The following is a 17659-nucleotide window of genomic DNA, read 5'->3' as shown; positions in this document are numbered from 1 at the left end:
CCCATTTACTCGTCCGCCAGCGACAGATAGACCGGCTGGTGGTCCGACGCCCGGGTTTCGCCATCCACCTCGCAGTACTGCACGCAGGGCAGCAGGTCCTCCGTGAGGAAGACAAAATCGCACGCGAACGGCGCTTGCGGCCATTGTTCCTTGTCATACAGCGCGCAGGTTGGCGCATGCGGCTTGCCGGGATGGGCATGCATCCACGCGTCCTGCCATCCGATGATGCCGGTTTCGTGGTTGTCGTCGTACGGGGCCAGCATGCGCAGATAGGCGATATCGTCCGGCGCGCTGTTGAAGTCGCCGCACAGTACCGCCGACGCGGGCCTGGCTTCGGGCGTGAACGGGCCGGGGTGTGGCTCGCGCAGACCGGGCTGGCTGGCATGTGCGCAGGCTTCGCGGTGCCATGCGCGCAGCGCGTCGGCCTGGGCTGCGCGCTGATGTGGCGAGTAATACTCCAGATGCGTGCAGATCACGCGTAGGCGCCGGTCGCCCGCCTGCACGGTGGCTTCCAGGGCGACGCGCGGCATCGAGGGCACCGAGGGATCGGCGGGCCAGGGCAGGGTACGGCGAAACACCTCGCATACCGGCAGCCGTGTGGCGATCAGGTTGCCAAACTGGCGCGGCGAGCCGTCGGCGGCATAACGGTCGACCCCGGGCGCGTAGAGGATCCGGTATCCGGGCAGCAGCGCCGCCAGTTCGGCCACCTGGTCCTGGCCGGGCTCCCCGCGCAGGTCGGCATAGCCTCGCGTGATCTCCTGCAGGCATAGCACGTCGGCATCGGCGATCGTGTGCAGCGTGCTGACCGTGCGTGTCAGGTCGACGCGCCCGTCGGTACCACGGCCCCACTGGATATTCCAGGAAATCAGTTCCATGTCGCCCCCTGCCTGTTCCATTGCCTGCGCGGTGGTACCGCGCGCGTGCAGCATCCATGTTGCGCCTATCTCGCGCGCTTGTCCCGTTCTCCTGCGGTCTTTCACCGCCGCGACTGGACTACAATCGCCCTTTCGCAAAACAATACGTCAGGTTCCCCAGGTGTCCCAAGCCGAGACTCTTTCGCAAGCCCAGCCCGCGCCCGCAGGTGGCGCTTCCGCCTCTCCTGCCGCGCCGGTTTCCGCTGCCCCCGTGCCGGCCACGCAGCCCGTCGTGCAAATCCACAGCCTCGATATGGAGGCGCGCGGGGTTGGCCGGCTGGTGAATGAGGATGGCAGCCCCGGCAAGGTGATTTTCGTCGAGGGCGCGCTGCCGGGCGAGACCGTCAGTTACCGCAGTTTCAAGCGCAAGGCGAGCTACGAGCAGGCCCAGCTGGTCGAGATCAAGCAGCCGTCGGCGATGCGCGTGAAGCCGGGTTGCGAGAATTTCGGCGTGTGCGGCGGCTGCTCGATGCAGCACCTGGATGCGCGCGCGCAGCTGGCGATCAAGCAGCGCGTGCTGGAGGACGATCTCTGGCATCTGTCCAGGCTGCGTCCGGACGTGGTGTTCCGTCCGATCGCCGGTCCTGACTGGGGATACCGCTACCGGGCGCGCCTGACGGTGCGCTTCGTGGCCAAGAAGGGCACCGCACTGGTTGGTTTCCATGAGCGCAAGAGCAGTTTTGTGGCGGATATGACACGTTGCGAAGTGCTGCCGCCGCATGTGTCCGCCTTGCTGGTGCCGTTGCGCGAGCTGGTCACGGGTTTGTCGATCCGCGACCGCATGCCGCAGATCGAGTTGGCGGTGGGCCAGGACGTGACCGTGCTGGTGTTGCGCATCCTGGAGCCGCTCAACCACGCGGACGAGGATCTGCTGCGCGCTTTCGCCGACCGGCATGGCGTGCAGTTCTGGCTGCAGCCCAAGGGCCCGGACACGGTCGCGCCGTTCTACCCGCTGGATCGCGAGCTGGCCTATACGCTGCCGGAATTCAACATCCGCATGCCGTTCAAGCCCACTGACTTCACCCAGGTCAACCATCAGATCAACCGGGTGCTGATCGGCCGCGCGCTGCGCCTGCTGGCCGCGCGGCCGGACGACCGGCTGCTCGACCTGTTCTGCGGCATCGGCAATTTCACGCTGCCGCTGGCCACGCAGGGCCGTTCGGTGATGGGGATCGAGGGCAGCGAGACACTCACCACGCGCGCTCTGGCCAATGCCGCCGTCAACGGGCTGGATCACAAGACCGAATTCGCCTGCCGCAACCTGTTCGAGGTCAGCGCGGAGGATATCTCCGCGCTCGGCCGTTTCGATCGCTGGCTGATCGATCCGCCGCGCGAGGGCGCGCTGGCGGTGTGCAAGGCGCTGGGCGAGCTGGCGCAGGCGGGCAGCGATGTGCTGCCCAAGCGCATCGTCTACGTGTCGTGCAGCCCGGCCACGCTGGCACGCGATGCCGGATTGCTGGTGCATGAAGCGGGCTACCGCCTGTCCGGGGCGGGCGTGGTCAATATGTTCCCGCACACCTCCCATGTGGAGTCGATTGCGGTGTTCGACCGGGACTGAGGCCGGTCGAGGCGGCGGGGAAGCAAAGAAAAAGGCCAGCGCGGATGCGCTGGCCTTTCCGGTTCGGGGCAGGGCGGCGAGGCCGCCCGCCTCAGTCGCGGTTGCCGCCGAAGATGCCCAGCAGTGCCAGCAGGTTGGCGAAGACGTTGTAGACGTCCAGGTATATCGCCAGCGTTGCCGTGATGTAATTGGTCTCGCCGCCGTTCAGCACGCGCTGCACGTCGAACAGGATGTAGGCCGAGAAGATGCCGATGGCGATCACCGATACCGTGATCATCAGCGACGGCAGCTGCAGCCAGATATTGGCGACGCTGGCCAGGATCAGCAGGATCACGCCGACGAACAGGAATTTGCTCAGCCCGGAGAAGTCGCGCTTGCTGACCGTGGCCACGGTGGCCATCGCGCCGAATACCGCCGCGGTGCCGCCGAAGGCGTACATGATCAGTGCCGGGCCGTTGGAGAACTGCAGCACCGACCCGATCAGGCGCGACAGCATCAGGCCCATGAAGAAGGTGAAGGCCAGCAGCAGGACCACGCCCATGCTGCTGTTCTTGGTCTTCTCGATGCCATAGAAGAAGCCGAACACGATGCCCAGGAACAGGATCATCGACATGCCGGGACTGCCCCGCATCAGGCTGAAGCCGGTGGCTACGCCGATCCAGGCACCGAGCACGGTGGGGATCATCGAAATGGCGAGCAGCCAGTAGGTGTTGCGCATTACCCGATTGCGTACCGCAACGTCGCTGGTTGCGGTGCCGCTGCCGAAACTGTAAGTGTTCAGCTTGTTGTCCATGGTGACTCCTGTCTCAAAACGGTGAGGCGCCGGGGTAACCCAGGCGGGCACAACGCCAATGTGGCATCGCATGGCCGGAATTGCAAGGGCTGAGGATTGTATCCGTCACTTTCATGCAAAATCCGCGCTGCCAGTGGTGGTTTGATCGATGAGCGCGGCTGTCGTTCCCTGCACGTGAGTAACCGCATTTGTGATTTATAATTCTCTTAATTGCAGCGGGATCGCCGTGGTCGCGACTCAGCGGCGCGCGGCCATGGGCATTCTCGAAACCATAACCGTCTCGTGCTAGAATTGCACGTTTATTCCAATTGTAACCCCTTCATTTTTCGGAGTTTTTATGGCGATCGAACGCACCCTGTCGATTATCAAGCCGGATGCCGTGGCAAAGAATGTCATCGGCCAGATTTACGCTCGTTTCGAGACCGCCGGCCTGAAGGTCGTGGCTGCCAAGATGGTTCACCTGTCGCGCGGCGAAGCCGAGCAGTTCTACGCAGTGCACGCAGCCCGCCCGTTCTTCAAGGACCTGGTGGACTTCATGGTTTCCGGCCCGGTGATGATCCAGGCCCTGGAAGGCGAGAACGCCATCCTGAAGAACCGCGACCTGATGGGCGCCACCGACCCGAAGAAGGCTGAAGCCGGCACCATCCGCGCCGATTTCGCCGACAGCATCGACGCCAACGCCGTGCACGGCTCGGACGCAGCGGAAACCGCCGCTGTCGAAATCGCGTTCTTCTTCCCCGGGATGAACGTTTACAGCCGCTGATTGTCTGGTCTATTCCACAAGACTAGACTCACATTGAAGTCGATACTGCCGTCATGAACGATCTCGTCAACCTGCTCGACCTGGATGCGGACGCGCTCACCGCCTATTGCGGAGAGCTCGGCGAGAAGCCGTTTCGTGCGCGGCAGTTGCAGCGCTGGATCCACCAGTTCGGCGCCAGCCGTTTCGACGCCATGTCGGATCTCGCCAAGTCGCTGCGCGAAAAGCTCGCGACGCGCGCGGAGATCCGCTCGCCTGCCGTCATCACCGACAACCTGTCGGCCGACGGCACGCGCAAGTGGCTGCTGGACGTTGGCGCCGGCAATGCGGTGGAGACGGTGTACATCCCCGAGGAGACGCGCGGTACGCTGTGCGTGTCTTCCCAGGCGGGCTGCGCCGTCAACTGCCGGTTCTGCTCCACCGGCAAGCAGGGCTTCTCGCGCAACCTGTCCACTGGCGAGATCATCGGCCAGCTCTGGATGGCCGAGTTTGCCATGCGTGCCCAGCTGGGCCGTGGCCCCAAGGACGACCGCGTCATCTCCAACGTGGTGATGATGGGCATGGGCGAGCCGCTGCTCAATTACGACCAGGTGGTGCCGGCCATGCGCCTGATGCTGGACGATAACGCCTACGGGCTGTCGCGCCGGCGCGTGACCCTGTCCACTTCCGGCGTGGTGCCGATGATGGACCGCCTGGCCAAGGATTTGCCCGTGGCACTGGCGGTTTCGCTGCACGCGTCCAACGACCCGTTGCGCGACATGCTGGTGCCGCTCAACAAGAAGTATCCGCTCGCCGAGCTGATGGCGGCCTGCCGCCGCTATCTCGAATTCGCCCCGCGCGATTTCATCACTTTCGAATACTGCATGCTGGACGGCGTCAACGACGGCGTCGAGCATGCCCGGGAACTGCTGAAGCTGGTGGCCGACGTGCCATGCAAGTTCAACCTGATCCCGTTCAATCCTTTCCCGGAGTCGGGCCTGAAGCGCTCGCACAACGACCAGATCCGCCGTTTCGCCCAGGTCCTGATGGATGCCGGCATCGTCACTACCATCCGCAAGACGCGGGGCGACGATATCGACGCTGCCTGCGGCCAGCTGGCCGGCGAGGTCAAGGACCGCACCCGCCTGGCGGAGCGCGGCAAGTTCGGCAAGATCACGCCGATCGTGGCGGCGCCCGCGGCCAGCCAGCCGCAGGAGGCTCGCCCTGCATGACGCGTCTGATCGTCGCAGTCCTGCTGGGGCTGACGATGCTGTCTGCCTGCCAGTTGCCGCCGCCTTCCAGGCCGGAACCGCAGGGTGCATCCGACCAGACCGACGTCAGGCGGCGTGCCACTATCCGCCTCCAGCTAGCCACCAGCTACCTGGAAGCCGGGCAGAATAGCGTTGCGCTGGACGAGGCCAGGCAGGCCATCGCGATCGATCCGACGCTGGTCGATGCCTACCATATCCGCGCGCTGGTCTATATGAACATGAACGAACGCGCGCTGGCCGAGGACAGCTTCCGCAGCGCGCTGTCGATGCGTCCCGACGACGGCGACGTGCTCAACAACTATGGCTGGTTCCTGTGCATGAACGGGCGCTATGCCGAGGCCGTGCCCTACCTGGAACGCGCAGTGTCCGCACCGTCGGCGAACGGGCCGGGCAAGGCCCTGACCAGCCTTGGCGCCTGCCAGTTGCGCAACGGTCACGGCGAGGCGGCCGAGAAAAGCCTGTTTGGCGCGCTGCGATTCGATCGCAACAACGCGGTGGCGAACAACAACCTCGCGCTGCTGTATTACCAGCGTGGGGACTACCAGCGGGCCCAGCAGTACGTCGGGCGCGTCAACAGCAGCAGTTTCGTCAGCGCGCAATCCCTCTGGCTGGGTGCGCGCATTGCCCGCCGTCAGGGCGACACCGCTGCGCAGAATGCCCTGGTGGGACAACTGCGCAGCCGTTTCCCCGATTCGCGTGAGTTGACCGCATACGAACAAGGAGCATGGGATGAGTGAGCACGAGCGCGCCGAAGGCCAGACTGAAGCGACCGGCCATGTGGGCGGCACTGCCGCCGACGCCGGACGCGAAGCGGTGGCGCGCGAGATCGGCGAACGCCTTTCGCAGGCGCGCCAGGATCAGCGTTTCTCGCTGGAGGACGTGAGCGCGCGGCTGAAGGTCGCCGCCCACAAGCTGGCAGCCATCGAGCAGGGCGATGTTTCGGCGCTGCCCGACGTGACGTTTGCCAAGGGGGTGATGCGGGCCTATGCGCGCATGCTCCACATCGACATCGATGCCCTGCTGGCGCGCTTTCACGCGCAGGCCGTGCCCGTGGTAGAGATCGGCATGCGGCGCGAAGGCGGCCTGAACGAAAGCTTCGACGACCGTAACCGCTTCGGCTCCGGTGGTTCGGGCGGCCGGTGGATCTGGCTGGCCCTGGTGGTTGCCGTGATCGGCGGCGGCGTGTTGTTCGGCCTGGATCATTTCAAGCAATGGATCGAGGCGCGCAAGGAAAATCTCACGGCACCCCCGGCTGCCGAAGCCACGGCGCAGGGCAGCGCGGCCGGCACGGTGACGGCCCCGCTGCCGCCGGTGATGGCTGCGTCCGACGCGCCCGCGCCGTCGGAGGCCCTGCCAGCCAGCGGCCCGGTGGCGGTAGCGCCGGTTCCGGCTCCGGCCGTGGCGGCACCAGCCTCGGCTGCCGCGCCGGCCCCCGTGGCGGTGCCGGCAGCGGCACCCGCCGCGAGTACGGGCGAGCTGCATATCCGTTTCGCCGCCGATACCTGGTACGAAATCCGCGATCGCAGCGGCAAGATCGTGCTGGGCGGCACGGCCCGCGCAGGACAGGATTTCAGCGGTGGCGGCACGCCGCCCTACAAGATCGTGATCGGCAACGTCAAGGGCGTCGAATCGCTGACCCGCAATGGTTCGCCGGTCGATCTGCAGGCCGCCAACCGCAACAATGTGGCGCGTTTGACGTTGCCCTGATCGCCGTTTCTCCAGCCATGCGCATTGCAAGGTGGTAATGCTATGAATCAACAGGCCTGTATGCCGGTATTGCCCGGCCCGTTGCCCCGCCGCAAGACGCGCCAGGCGCGCGTCGTGTGGGGCGACAATGTAGTCACCATCGGTGGCGACGCGCCCGTGCGCGTGCAGTCGATGACCAACACCGATACGGTGGACGCCATCGGCACCGCGATCCAGGTCAAGGAGCTGGCGCGTGCCGGTTCGGAGATCGTGCGCATCACGGTCAATACGCCGGAAGCCGCGGCAGCAGTGCCCGCCCTTCGCGAGCAGCTGGACCGCATGGGCGTGAACGTGCCGCTGGTAGGCGACTTCCATTACAACGGCCACAAGCTGCTGCAGGATTTCCCCGACTGTGCCCAGGCGCTGTCGAAGTACCGCATCAACCCCGGCAACGTGGGTCAGGGCGCCAAGCGCGACACGCAGTTCGCCCAGATGATCGAGATGGCCTGCCGCTACGACAAGCCGGTGCGCATCGGCGTGAACTGGGGCAGCCTCGACCAGTCGCTGCTGGCGCGCATCATGGACGAGAACGCCCAGCGCGCCGAGCCGTGGCCCGCGCAAAACGTGATGGTGGAGGCGCTGATCACCTCGGCCATCGAGTCGGCGAGCAAGGCCGAGGAAATCGGCCTGCCGGGCAACCAGATCATCCTGTCGTGCAAGGTCTCGCAGGTGCAGGAACTGATCGCGGTGTACCGCGAACTGACCAAGCGTTGCGACTACGCCCTGCATCTGGGGCTGACCGAAGCCGGCATGGGCAGCAAGGGCATCGTGGCTTCCACGGCGGCGCTGTCGGTGCTGCTGCAGGAAGGCATCGGCGACACCATCCGCATCTCGCTGACGCCGGAACCCGGCGCTGCGCGCGAGAAGGAAGTCTACGTGGGGCAGGAGATCCTGCAGACCATGGGCCTGCGCAATTTCACCCCGATGGTGATTGCCTGCCCGGGCTGCGGCCGTACCACCAGCACCACCTTCCAGGAGCTGGCGTCGAGCATCCAGAGCTACCTGCGCGAGCAGATGCCGACCTGGAAGACCGCCTACCCGGGCGTGGAAGAAATGGACGTGGCCGTGATGGGCTGCATCGTGAACGGGCCGGGTGAAAGCAAGCATGCGAATATCGGCATCTCGCTGCCGGGCTCGGGCGAATCGCCGGCGGCGCCGGTGTTCGTCGACGGCGTCAAGGTGAAGACGCTGCGCGGGGAACGTATCGCCGAGGAATTCCAGGCGATCGTCGATGACTATGTGCGCACCCACTATGGCAACAACGCCGGGCGCGCCGGCAATGAGGCGGCAGCCTGAGCCATCAGGCAGGGCGCTGCAGGGAAAGACAAGAGAAGATGAATCAACCCGTGAATCCGGCGGCAGCCGGCGATGGCATGGCCGATAACAGGGCCGAGGGCAAGGCGGACAAGGCCAAGGCGGCCAAGGCACTGCAGGGCGTCAAAGGCATGAACGACATGCTGCCCGCCGACGCGCCGCTGTGGGAGCATTTCGAGAACGCCGCGCGCGCCATGCTGCGCGCCTACGGTTACCAGCAGGTCCGCACCCCCATCGTGGAGCACACCCAGCTGTTCGTGCGGGGCATCGGCGAAGTCACCGACATCGTCGAGAAAGAGATGTATTCCTTCACCGACGCGCTCAACGGCGAGCAGCTCACGCTGCGCCCCGAGGGCACGGCGGCCGCGGTACGCGCCACCATCGAACACAACCTGCTGTACGACGGCCCCAAGCGCCTGTGGTACACCGGCCCGATGTTCCGCCACGAACGGCCGCAACGGGGACGCTACCGCCAGTTCCACCAGCTTGGCGCCGAGGCGCTGGGCTTTGCCGGTCCCGACGTGGATGCCGAGATCATCCTGATGTGCCAGCGCCTGTGGGACGACCTCGGTCTGGTCGGGGTGCGGCTGGAGCTGAATTCGCTGGGCCAGGCGTCCGAGCGCGCCGCTCACCGGGAAGAACTGATCAAGTACCTGGAGGGCTTCCAGGACATCCTCGACGAGGACAGCAAGCGCCGCCTCTACACCAATCCGCTGCGCGTGCTGGATACCAAGAATCCCGCGCTGCAGGAGATGGCGGCCAATGCGCCCAAGCTGATCGATTTCCTGGGCGAGGAATCGCTGGCCCACTTCGAAGGCGTGCAACGCCTGCTCAAGGCCAACAACATCCCGTTCAAGATCAATCCGCGTCTGGTGCGCGGGCTCGACTACTACAATCTGACGGTTTTCGAATGGATTACCGACAAGCTCGGCGCGCAGGGCACCATCGCCGGCGGTGGCCGCTATGACCCGCTGATCGCGCAGATGGGCGGCAAGCCGGCACCGGCCTGCGGCTGGGCGATGGGCATCGAGCGCATCATCGAGCTGATCCGCGAGGAAGGCCTGGTGCCGCAGGCGGATGGGTGCGACGTTTATCTGGTCCACCAGGGCGAAGCGGCGGCCCAGCAGGCCATGATTGCCGCCGAGCGCCTGCGCGATGCCGGGCTCGACGTGCTGCTGCACGCCACGCCGGACGGCAAGAGTGGCAGCTTCAAGTCGCAGATGAAGCGCGCCGACGGTAGCGGCGCATCCTATGCCGTTATCATTGGCGACGATGAAGTGGCCGCGGGTACGGCCCAGGTCAAGGACCTGCGCCAGGCCGCCCAGGCCGACGGCGGCGGTGCGCAGGTGACGGTGCCGGCCGAAGCGCTGGTCGAGCACATCATCGACGCGATGGTAGGCGCCAGCGAATAAGCCGGCAACGAGTGCCGGAAACAGGGGCCGCGGAAGCGGTCCTTCAATCATACACACGCGGGTGGATCCCTCGACATGGCTTACGATCTAGAAGAACAGGAACAGCTTGACAGCCTCAAGGCCTGGTGGCGCCAGTACGGCAATACCGTGACCTGGGCGCTGATCGCCGGCTTGCTGGCCTTCGCCGCCTGGAGCGGCTGGAATTACTGGCAACGCAAGCAGGCCGGGGACGCGGCGCTGCTGTACGAGCAGGTCGTCAAGGCGGCTGACAGCCGCGACGTCGAGCGGATCAAGCGCGCCGCCGGCGACCTGGAGCAGAAGTTCGGCAAGACGGCCTATGGCCCGATGACGGCGCTGGTGTCGGCCAAGGTGCTGTACGATGCGGGTGACCTGGCCGCCGCCAAGACCCAGTTGCAGTGGGCGATCGACCACGGCGACGGCGAATATGCCCATCTCGCGCGCGTGCGCCTGGCTGGCGTGCTGCTGGATGAAAAGGCCTACGACCAGGGCCTGGCGCTGCTCAAGGATGAGCCGCCCGCACCGTTCGTGGCGCTGTATGCGGACCGCCGCGGCGACCTGCTGGCAGCCCAGGACAAGCGTGCGGAAGCCCGTACGGCGTACCAGCGCGCGCTCGACAAGCTGAGCGCCAACGATGCTGCCATGCGCCAGATCATCCAGTTCAAGCTCGACGCGCTGGGCACCGCCTGAGGCGGCTGAACCGGCTAGCCGACAGGCCCGCAGACTCGCATGCCCGCAGACCCGGGCTTCAACCCAATTCAGGATCGGAACCTCATGACGTCATTGTTTTCCGGCACGGCCAAGAACCAGCAACACGGCAATTTCGTCCGCGCCCTGGTGGTGGCCGCCGCTTGCGCGGCCGGCGTCGCCAGCCTTGGCGGCTGCTCGCTGTTCAGCAAAAGCGACAAGCGCACGCCGGTCGAACTCAAGCCGATCACCCAGACCCTGTCGGTGCGCCAGGCCTGGAAGGCCAGCGTCGGCAAGAGCGGCCCGTATTCGCTGCAGCCAGCCGTTTCCGGCAGCACCGTCTATGCGTCCTCCAATGGCGGCAAGGTGATCGCGCTCGACGGCGGCACCGGACGCACACTGTGGGAGGCGAAGACCGACACCGACCTGACTTCCGGTCCGGGCAGCGACGGCACCGTGACCGCGGTCGCCGGCGAGAAGGGCGCGGTATTTGCCTTCGACGCCACCGGCAAGCAGCTCTGGAAGAAGCAGGTCAATGGCGAGGTCCTGTCCGCGCCGCTGGTCGGCAATGGCCTGGTGGTGGTGCGCACCACCGATACCCGTGTACTCGGCCTGGATGCCCAGACCGGCGAGCGCCGCTGGATCTACCAGCGCTCGCAGACCGCGCTCAACCTGCGCGCGGCGATGGGCATGGTCTTCGCCGGCGACGGCATCGTGATGGGCTTCCCCGGCGGCAAGCTCGGCGTGCTGGCTCCCGGCAACGGTGTGCTGCGCTGGGAGAGCACGGTTTCCTACCCGAAGGGCGTATCCGAGATCGAACGGCTCAATGACGTTACCGGCCAGCCGATGGTCAACGGCCGCCAGGTATGCGCCACCACCTTCCAGGGCCGTATCGCCTGCCTGGAACTGGCCAATGGCCAGCCGCAATGGGGCAAGGATTTCTCGTCGCCGACCGGCCCTTCGCAGGATGACGAATCGCTGTATGCCAGCGACGAGCGCTCGGTGGTCCATGCCTTCGACCGCCAGAACGGCACCGAGCGCTGGAAGAACGATCAGTTGCTGTATCGCCGCCTGGGCACGCCGCTGGCGCTGGGCCGCTCGGTGGTGATGGGCGACTTCGAGGGCAATGTGCATTTCCTCTCGCGCGACGACGGCCAGTTCGTGGCGCGCCTGAAGACCGACGGCAGCGAGATTACCGCTGCGCCGGTGGTGGCGGGCGCTTCCATGGTGGTCCAGACACGCGACGGCAACCTCTACGGCTTCGTGCCGGACTGAGGCCGTCAACATCATGGCGACCGCCCGTGCACCTGTCGGCATGGGTGGCGCCAATCCGGCAGCACGATCCTCCTGGTCGTGCAGGTGAACGAGGCCAGGGCTGCATAGGCAACCCGGCCGCCCGACAGGAAAAGTGGCCTGGCGCGCGAGCGCCCGGCCGTCGGACCCAAATCACTCCGGAGTTCCTGGGGGGCGGCATCTGCCGGCCCCCATTTCCGTTTATTGCATGAAACCAGTTATCGCTCTGGTCGGCCGCCCCAATGTGGGCAAGTCGACGCTATTCAACCGGATGACCCGTTCGCGCGACGCCCTTGTCGCCGACTTGCCCGGGCTCACGCGCGACCGCCACTATGGCGAGGGCCGCATCGGTGAACGTCCGTTCATCGCCATCGATACCGGCGGCTTCGAGCCGGTGGCCAAGGATGGGATCGTCGCCGAGATGGCCAAGCAGACCCGCCAGGCCGTGGTCGAGGCCGACGTGGTGATCTTCATCGTCGACGGCCGCCTCGGGCTGGCGCCGCAGGACCGCGTGATCGCCGATTACCTGCGCAAGACCGGGCGCCGCGTCATGCTGGCCGTGAACAAGGCCGAAGGCATGAAGTACACCACCGTGTCGGCCGACTTCTACGAGCTTGGCATGGGGGATCCCTATGCCATCTCGGCCACCCACGGCGACGGCGTGCGCGAGCTCGTCGACGAGGCGCTGGAACTGGCGGTGAAGGAGCGGCCGGAGCTTGCCGAGGAAGACGACGGCGCCCAGCGTGGCGTCAAGATCGCCATCGTCGGCCGCCCCAACGTCGGCAAGTCCACGCTGGTCAATACGCTGATCGGCGAAGAGCGCGTGATTGCGTTCGACATGCCCGGCACCACGCGCGATGCCATCTATGTGGAGTTCGAGCGCGGAGGCAAGCCTTACACGCTGATCGATACCGCGGGCCTGCGCAAGCGCGGCAAGGTGTTCGAGGCGATCGAGAAGTTCTCGGTGGTCAAGACGCTGCAGTCGATCGCCGATGCCAACGTGGTGGTGCTGCTGCTCGATGCGCAGCAGGACGTGTCGGAGCAGGACGCGCACATCGCGGGCTTCATCGTGGAGTCGGGGCGCGCGCTGGTGGTGGGCGTCAACAAGTGGGACGGCCTTGACGGCCACGCCCGCGACCGCATCAAGCACGATCTGGAGCGCAAGCTGCAATTCCTCGATTTCGCCAACTTCCACTTCGTGTCGGCGCGCGAGCGCACCGGCATCGGCGCGCTGCTGCGTTCGGTGGACGACGCGTACGCGGCGGCGATGGTCAAGCTGCCCACTCCGCAGCTCACGCGGATCCTGCAGGAAGCGGTCGAGTTCCAGCAGCCGCGGCGTGTCGGCGCGACCCGGCCCAAGCTGCGCTATGCGCACCAGGGCGGGTCCAATCCGCCCATCATCATCGTGCACGGCAATTCGCTTTCGGGCATCGCCGACACGTATCGGCGCTATCTTGAAAACCGCTTCCGCTCGGCTTTCAAGCTGAAGGGCACGCCGCTGCGCATCGAATTTCGTACGAACAAAAACCCATATGCGGACTCGAAGGATTGAGTCGGGCAGCGGGAGCCCGGGCGGGCAACTTTCGTTTGCGTTCGTTTGGAACTGAGGCTAAATTCACGGTAGCAGGGGGTTCCCTGCGAGACGATGCTGGCTTGGTACCGTTTTGATCTTTTTTTGGCGCGGTTTTGCGCCGCCTGACTTGAATCGGGGGCTACCGTCCCCATCATCTATCACTAAATCTATAATTTTGGAGTGTGCCATGAGCAACAAAGGGCAATTGCTACAAGACCCGTTCCTGAACGCGCTGCGCAAAGAGCACGTGCCGGTTTCAATCTACCTCGTCAATGGCATCAAGCTGCAAGGCAATATCGAGTCGTTCGACCAGTACGTCGTCCTGTTGCGCAACACCGTGACGCAGATGGTCTACAAGCATGCGATTTCCACCGTCGTGCCGGCCCGCGCCGTGAATTTCCGCGTGGACGACACGGCCGAGGGCTGATCTTTCGCGGTTCGCTCCGCATGGTTCCGGCAGGCCCGTCGCATCGAGACACGGCCGCCAATTGCCGGTGTCGCGCCGGGGCCTGATGCTCCGGTTCGACACCAAACGACGCCCGGCCAGCCTGGTCGCAGCGTGGCTGTGACAACGGACATGCTTCACCCTGGTGCATTCCGCCACGGATAGCAGCCCGCCTCGAGCGTCTCCCCGGCCAGGGCTCATGCATCGCGGCATCCGTCGCAGCCCTCCAGTCGGTTTCAAACCGTTTTCCTTTCTCGCGTTTCGCGCTCCTCCCGTTTGCAATCTAGAGCCACCTCCAATTCCGAGCCATCCCGCGCCATCCTGGTCGGTGTCGATTTCGGCAAGCATGATTTCCAGGAAAGCCTGAGCGAACTGGCGTTGCTGACGTCGACCGCGGGCTCCACGCCGGTGCATATGCTCACCGGCCGGCGCTCGCGTCCAGACCCGGCGCTGTTCATCGGATCCGGCAAGGCGGAGGAGCTCAAGGAGGCCGCCGATGCGCTCGATGCCGACGTGGTGGTGTTCAACCACACGCTCAGCCCGGCCCAGCAGCGCAACCTCGAGCGCTTCCTGCAGCGCCACGTGATCGACCGTACCGGCCTGATCCTGGATATCTTCGGCCAGCGGGCGCAGAGCCACGTCGGCAAGGTGCAGGTCGAGCTGGCCCAGGTCCAGTACCAGGCCTCGCGGCTGGTCCGTGCCTGGAGTCACCTGGAGCGGCAGAAGGGCGGTATCGGCATGCGTGGCGGCCCGGGCGAGCGTCAGCTCGAACTGGACCGCCGTCTCCTCGACGAGCGCGCCAAGCGGCTGAAGGCGGACCTGGCGCGGCTGCAGCGCCAGCACAGCACCCAGCGCCGGGCGCGGGCGCGCAACGATACCCTGAGCATCTCGCTGGTCGGCTACACCAATGCCGGCAAGTCGACGCTGTTCAATGCCCTGACCAAGGCGCGCGCCTACGCTGCCGACCAGCTCTTCGCCACGCTCGATACCACCTCGCGCCGGCTGTACCTGGACGGCCTGGGCAATGTGGTGCTGTCGGATACCGTCGGCTTCATCCGCGATCTGCCCACCCAACTGGTGGCCGCTTTCCGCGCCACGCTGGAAGAGACCGTGCACGCGGACCTGCTGCTGCACGTGGTCGACGCCTCCAGCCCGGTGCGGCACGAACAGGTCGAGCAGGTCAATCGCGTGCTGGCCGAGATCAACGCCGACGACATTCCGCAGATCATCGTGATGAACAAGATCGATGCCGCCCCGGAACTGCTCGAGCAGGGCCCGCGGGTGGAGCGCAACGAGGACGGCGTGCCCACCCGCGTATTCGCCAGCGCGCGCGACGGCATCGGCCTGGATGCATTGCGCGAGGCCGTGGTGGAAGTGGCGCGCTGGCTCGCCGAGCAGCCGCCGGAACGTCCGCCGCTAGACCAGCGTTTTGCCGATGCGCATGCGCGCTACGACGACGATCACGCTGACGATCCCCACGGCGGCGACGCCGGTGTGGATCCGGAAGAACCCGGCACGCAGTGACCCAGTTCGGCGGAAATCGCGGCCAGATTGCCCCAAATAGGCAAAAGTGGCGTCGATGACTGTTAGAATCCCCTTGTTCCAACTATCCCGGACCCGTGCACTTCATGCCCCAGTTTCCCCGGAATCCCGAATCGAGCCATGCCTTTGGCAGCCGCGCTGGTGGCCGCAATGGCGGCTATGCCCCGTCGCGGACGGCCTGGCAGCGCTTGCGCGCGATCCTGTCGTTGAACGATCCACGTTGGGGTCGGGGCGATGATGAAGACAAGGATAAGGACAAGGACAGCCGCGATAACAATCGCCAGCAGAACCAGCGTCCTCCCCAGGACGGCCCCCCCGATCTCGACGAGCTCTGGCGCGATTTCAATCGCCGCCTGAACGGCCTGCTCGGCCGCAAGGAAAACGGCGGTGGCGGTAACAACCAGGGCTTTGGCGGCGGTGCGCGCACGCCGGGCAAGGGCTCGGGCATCGGCGCGGGCGTGGTGGTGGTCGCCGCGGTCGGTATCTGGCTGGCCAGTGGCTTCTTCATGGTGCAGGAAGGCCAGACCGCCGTCATCCTTCAGTTCGGCAAGTTCAAGTACACCACCGGCCCGGGTATCAACTGGCGCCTGCCGTACCCGATCCAGTCGGCGGAGATCGTCAACCTGTCGGGCGTGCGTTCGGTGGAAGTGGGCCGTTCCACCTCGATCAAGGACAGCAACCTGAAGGACGCGTCCATGCTGACGCAGGACGAGAACATCATCGACGTCCGCTTCACGGTGCAGTACGACATCCAGGACGCAAGCGAATTCCTGTTCTACAACAAGACCGACCGTGGCGGCGACGAGGAACTGGTGACCCAGGCCGCCGAGACCTCGGTGCGGGAAATCGTCGGCCGCAACAAGATGGACGCGGTGCTCTACGAGAACCGCGAGCAGATCGCGCAGAACCTGGCCAAGTCGATCCAGTCGATCCTGACCGCGTACAAGACCGGCATCCGCGTGATCTCCGTCAACGTGCAGAGCGTGCAGCCGCCCGAGCAGGTGCAGGCTGCCTTCGATGACGTCAACAAGGCCAGCCAGGACAGGGAACGCGCCATCAGCGAAGGCCAGGCCTACGCCAACGACGTGATCCCGCGCGCCAAGGGTACCGCCGCGCGCCTGAACGAAGAAGCCGAAGCCTACAAGGCGCGGGTGACCGCCCAGGCCGAAGGCGATGCCTCGCGCTTCCGCCAGGTCCAGGCCGAATACGCCAAGGCCCCGCAGGTGACGCGCGACCGCATCTACATTGAGACCATGCAGCAGATCTATACCAATTCGACCAAGGTGCTGGTGGATTCGCGCCAGGGCAACAATCTCCTCTATCTGCCGCTGGACAAGCTGATGGCGCAAACGCAGGGTGCCGCGCCGGCTTCCGGCAGCGCCGCGCCGCAGACGCCGGCTGCTGGTAGTGGCACATCTCCCGCGCCGGATGCCGGCGGCGATACCCGGTCGCGCGAGCTGTTGCGCAACCGTGACCGCGATTCGCGCTGAGGAGCCCCGACATGAACCGACTGATTTCCGCAGTAATCGGCCTCTTCATCGTGCTGGCGATCGGCTCCTCGATGGTGTTCGTGGTGGACCAGCGGCAGTACGCCGTGGTGTTCGCCTTTGGCCAGATCAAGCAGGTGGTGAACGAGCCCGGTCTGCACTTCAAGCTGCCGCCGCCGCTGCAGAACGTGGTCTTCATGGACCGGCGCCTGCTGACCATCGACGTGGCCGCCTCCGAGCGTTTCCTGACCGCCGAGAAGAAGAGCATGGTGGTGGACTGGTTCGTCAAATGGCGCATCACCGATCCGCGCAAGTTTTTCGTTGCCTTCAACGGCAATGTCCGCGGGGCGCAGGACCGCATGACCCAGCGTATCGACTCCGTTGCCCGTGAGGAATTCGGCAAGCGCACGGTGGCGGAACTGGTCGCCGGCGAGCGCGAGAAGGTGATGCAGAATATCCGTGCCGCCATGGCCGACTATGCCCAGTCCGTTGGCGTCGAGATCATCGACGTGCGCCTGAAGCGTGTCGACCTGCTGCCCGCGATCAGCGAATCGGTGTACCGCCGCATGGAGGCCGAGCGCAAGCGCGTTGCCAACGAGCTGCGCTCCACCGGCGCCGCCGAAGGCGAAAAAATCCGTGCCGACGCCGACCGCCAGCGTGAGGTGGTGCTGGCCGAGGCCTACCGCGACGCGCAGAAGATCAAGGGCGAGGGCGATGCCCGCGCCTCGCAGATCTATGCCGAATCGTTCGGCCGCGATCCGCAGTTCGCCCAGTTCTGGCGCAGCATGGAAGCCTATCGCAATACCTTCCGCGACAAGCGCGACGTGCTGGTGCTGGAGCCGAATTCCGACTTCTTCCGCTTTATGC

At 65.6% G+C, this 17659-nt stretch carries 16 protein-coding genes; 14 read left to right on the top strand and 2 right to left on the bottom strand.

What is annotated here, in order from left to right:
- Positions 1 to 5: 5 nt before the first annotated feature.
- Positions 6 to 875: an endonuclease/exonuclease/phosphatase family protein gene (locus tag P3W85_RS25135; protein ID WP_276266749.1), complete on the bottom strand. Its 870-nt coding sequence runs from the start codon at positions 873 to 875 to the stop codon at positions 6 to 8.
- Between the two features lie 292 nt (positions 876 to 1167).
- On the opposite strand from P3W85_RS25135, the gene rlmD reads away from it, so the two are divergent.
- Positions 1168 to 2472: a 23S rRNA (uracil(1939)-C(5))-methyltransferase RlmD gene (gene rlmD / locus P3W85_RS25130; RefSeq protein ID WP_430869611.1), complete on the top strand. Its 1305-nt coding sequence runs from the start codon at positions 1168 to 1170 to the stop codon at positions 2470 to 2472.
- 91 nt (positions 2473 to 2563) lie between these two features.
- On the opposite strand, the gene P3W85_RS25125 is transcribed toward rlmD, so the two are convergent.
- The gene (locus P3W85_RS25125) at positions 2564 to 3265 is read right to left on the bottom strand and encodes a Bax inhibitor-1/YccA family protein (protein ID WP_276266747.1); all 702 of its coding nucleotides are present in this window, start codon (positions 3263 to 3265) and stop codon (positions 2564 to 2566) included.
- A 337-nt stretch (positions 3266 to 3602) separates the two neighbouring features.
- Here P3W85_RS25125 and ndk point away from each other — a divergent pair, with 337 nt between their 5' ends.
- From ndk to hflC, 13 genes are all read left to right on the top strand, one after another.
- A complete protein-coding gene (gene ndk / locus P3W85_RS25120; protein ID WP_017226688.1) occupies positions 3603 to 4028 on the top strand; it encodes a nucleoside-diphosphate kinase in 426 nt (141 codons plus the stop codon).
- Between the two features lie 53 nt (positions 4029 to 4081).
- Positions 4082 to 5236: a 23S rRNA (adenine(2503)-C(2))-methyltransferase RlmN gene (gene rlmN, locus P3W85_RS25115; protein ID WP_017226687.1), complete on the top strand. Its 1155-nt coding sequence runs from the start codon at positions 4082 to 4084 to the stop codon at positions 5234 to 5236.
- A complete protein-coding gene (gene pilW, locus P3W85_RS25110) occupies positions 5233 to 6012 on the top strand; it encodes a type IV pilus biogenesis/stability protein PilW (protein WP_017226686.1) in 780 nt (259 codons plus the stop codon). The genes rlmN and pilW overlap by 4 nt, the downstream gene beginning before the upstream one ends.
- Positions 6005 to 6982, top strand: a complete 978-nt coding sequence (locus P3W85_RS25105; RefSeq protein WP_276266746.1) for a RodZ domain-containing protein — start codon at positions 6005 to 6007, stop codon at positions 6980 to 6982. Before pilW ends, P3W85_RS25105 begins: the two co-directional genes overlap by 8 nt.
- A gap of 42 nt (positions 6983 to 7024) precedes the next feature.
- Positions 7025 to 8317 carry a flavodoxin-dependent (E)-4-hydroxy-3-methylbut-2-enyl-diphosphate synthase gene (gene ispG, locus P3W85_RS25100; protein WP_035815880.1) on the top strand — a complete coding sequence of 431 codons (1293 nt, stop codon included), beginning with the start codon at positions 7025 to 7027 and terminating at the stop codon, positions 8315 to 8317.
- Positions 8318 to 8394: 77 nt separating this feature from the next.
- Positions 8395 to 9747 carry a histidine--tRNA ligase gene (gene hisS / locus P3W85_RS25095; protein WP_035815883.1) on the top strand — a complete coding sequence of 451 codons (1353 nt, stop codon included), beginning with the start codon at positions 8395 to 8397 and terminating at the stop codon, positions 9745 to 9747.
- Between the two features lie 75 nt (positions 9748 to 9822).
- Positions 9823 to 10455, top strand: coding sequence for a YfgM family protein (locus tag P3W85_RS25090; protein ID WP_017229730.1), 633 nt, complete (start codon positions 9823 to 9825; stop codon positions 10453 to 10455).
- A gap of 84 nt (positions 10456 to 10539) precedes the next feature.
- Positions 10540 to 11727, top strand: coding sequence for an outer membrane protein assembly factor BamB (gene bamB / locus P3W85_RS25085; protein WP_017229729.1), 1188 nt, complete (start codon positions 10540 to 10542; stop codon positions 11725 to 11727).
- Positions 11728 to 11953: 226 nt separating this feature from the next.
- A complete protein-coding gene (der, locus tag P3W85_RS25080; RefSeq protein ID WP_035815878.1) occupies positions 11954 to 13297 on the top strand; it encodes a ribosome biogenesis GTPase Der in 1344 nt (447 codons plus the stop codon).
- Between the two features lie 208 nt (positions 13298 to 13505).
- On the top strand, positions 13506 to 13745 hold the full coding sequence (gene hfq / locus P3W85_RS25075) for an RNA chaperone Hfq (protein ID WP_017229727.1): 240 nt from the start codon (positions 13506 to 13508) through the stop codon (positions 13743 to 13745).
- A gap of 294 nt (positions 13746 to 14039) precedes the next feature.
- Positions 14040 to 15287 (top strand): GTPase HflX, encoded by a 1248-nt coding sequence (hflX, locus tag P3W85_RS25070; protein ID WP_017229726.1) that lies wholly within the window; start codon positions 14040 to 14042, stop codon positions 15285 to 15287.
- Positions 15288 to 15391: 104 nt separating this feature from the next.
- Positions 15392 to 16795: an FtsH protease activity modulator HflK gene (hflK, locus tag P3W85_RS25065; RefSeq protein WP_017229725.1), complete on the top strand. Its 1404-nt coding sequence runs from the start codon at positions 15392 to 15394 to the stop codon at positions 16793 to 16795.
- A gap of 11 nt (positions 16796 to 16806) precedes the next feature.
- Positions 16807 to 17659, top strand: an 853-nt coding sequence (gene hflC, locus P3W85_RS25060; protein WP_276266745.1) for a protease modulator HflC, incomplete at its 3' end; no start/stop codon positions are given.

The organism is Cupriavidus basilensis, from assembly GCF_029335485.1.
GTDB classification, from domain to species: Bacteria; Pseudomonadota; Gammaproteobacteria; order Burkholderiales; family Burkholderiaceae; genus Cupriavidus; species Cupriavidus basilensis_E.
The sequence above is the reverse complement of the archived record's forward strand: the minus strand, read 5'-3'. Positions and strand labels throughout refer to the sequence as shown.

What these genes read in the sequence shown, in the direction of transcription:
- P3W85_RS25135 (WP_276266749.1), bottom strand. Translation starts at nt 875, where the DNA reads ATGGAACTGATTTCCTGGAATATCCAGTGGGGCCGTGGTACCGACGGG.
- rlmD (WP_430869611.1), top strand. Translation starts at nt 1,168, where the DNA reads ATGGAGGCGCGCGGGGTTGGCCGGCTGGTGAATGAGGATGGCAGCCCC.
- P3W85_RS25125 (WP_276266747.1), bottom strand. Translation starts at nt 3,265, where the DNA reads ATGGACAACAAGCTGAACACTTACAGTTTCGGCAGCGGCACCGCAACC.
- ndk (WP_017226688.1), top strand. Translation starts at nt 3,603, where the DNA reads ATGGCGATCGAACGCACCCTGTCGATTATCAAGCCGGATGCCGTGGCA.
- rlmN (WP_017226687.1), top strand. Translation starts at nt 4,082, where the DNA reads ATGAACGATCTCGTCAACCTGCTCGACCTGGATGCGGACGCGCTCACC.
- pilW (WP_017226686.1), top strand. Translation starts at nt 5,233, where the DNA reads ATGACGCGTCTGATCGTCGCAGTCCTGCTGGGGCTGACGATGCTGTCT.
- P3W85_RS25105 (WP_276266746.1), top strand. Translation starts at nt 6,005, where the DNA reads ATGAGTGAGCACGAGCGCGCCGAAGGCCAGACTGAAGCGACCGGCCAT.
- ispG (WP_035815880.1), top strand. Translation starts at nt 7,025, where the DNA reads ATGAATCAACAGGCCTGTATGCCGGTATTGCCCGGCCCGTTGCCCCGC.
- hisS (WP_035815883.1), top strand. Translation starts at nt 8,395, where the DNA reads ATGGCCGATAACAGGGCCGAGGGCAAGGCGGACAAGGCCAAGGCGGCC.
- P3W85_RS25090 (WP_017229730.1), top strand. Translation starts at nt 9,823, where the DNA reads ATGGCTTACGATCTAGAAGAACAGGAACAGCTTGACAGCCTCAAGGCC.
- bamB (WP_017229729.1), top strand. Translation starts at nt 10,540, where the DNA reads ATGACGTCATTGTTTTCCGGCACGGCCAAGAACCAGCAACACGGCAAT.
- der (WP_035815878.1), top strand. Translation starts at nt 11,954, where the DNA reads ATGAAACCAGTTATCGCTCTGGTCGGCCGCCCCAATGTGGGCAAGTCG.
- hfq (WP_017229727.1), top strand. Translation starts at nt 13,506, where the DNA reads ATGAGCAACAAAGGGCAATTGCTACAAGACCCGTTCCTGAACGCGCTG.
- hflK (WP_017229725.1), top strand. Translation starts at nt 15,392, where the DNA reads ATGCCCCAGTTTCCCCGGAATCCCGAATCGAGCCATGCCTTTGGCAGC.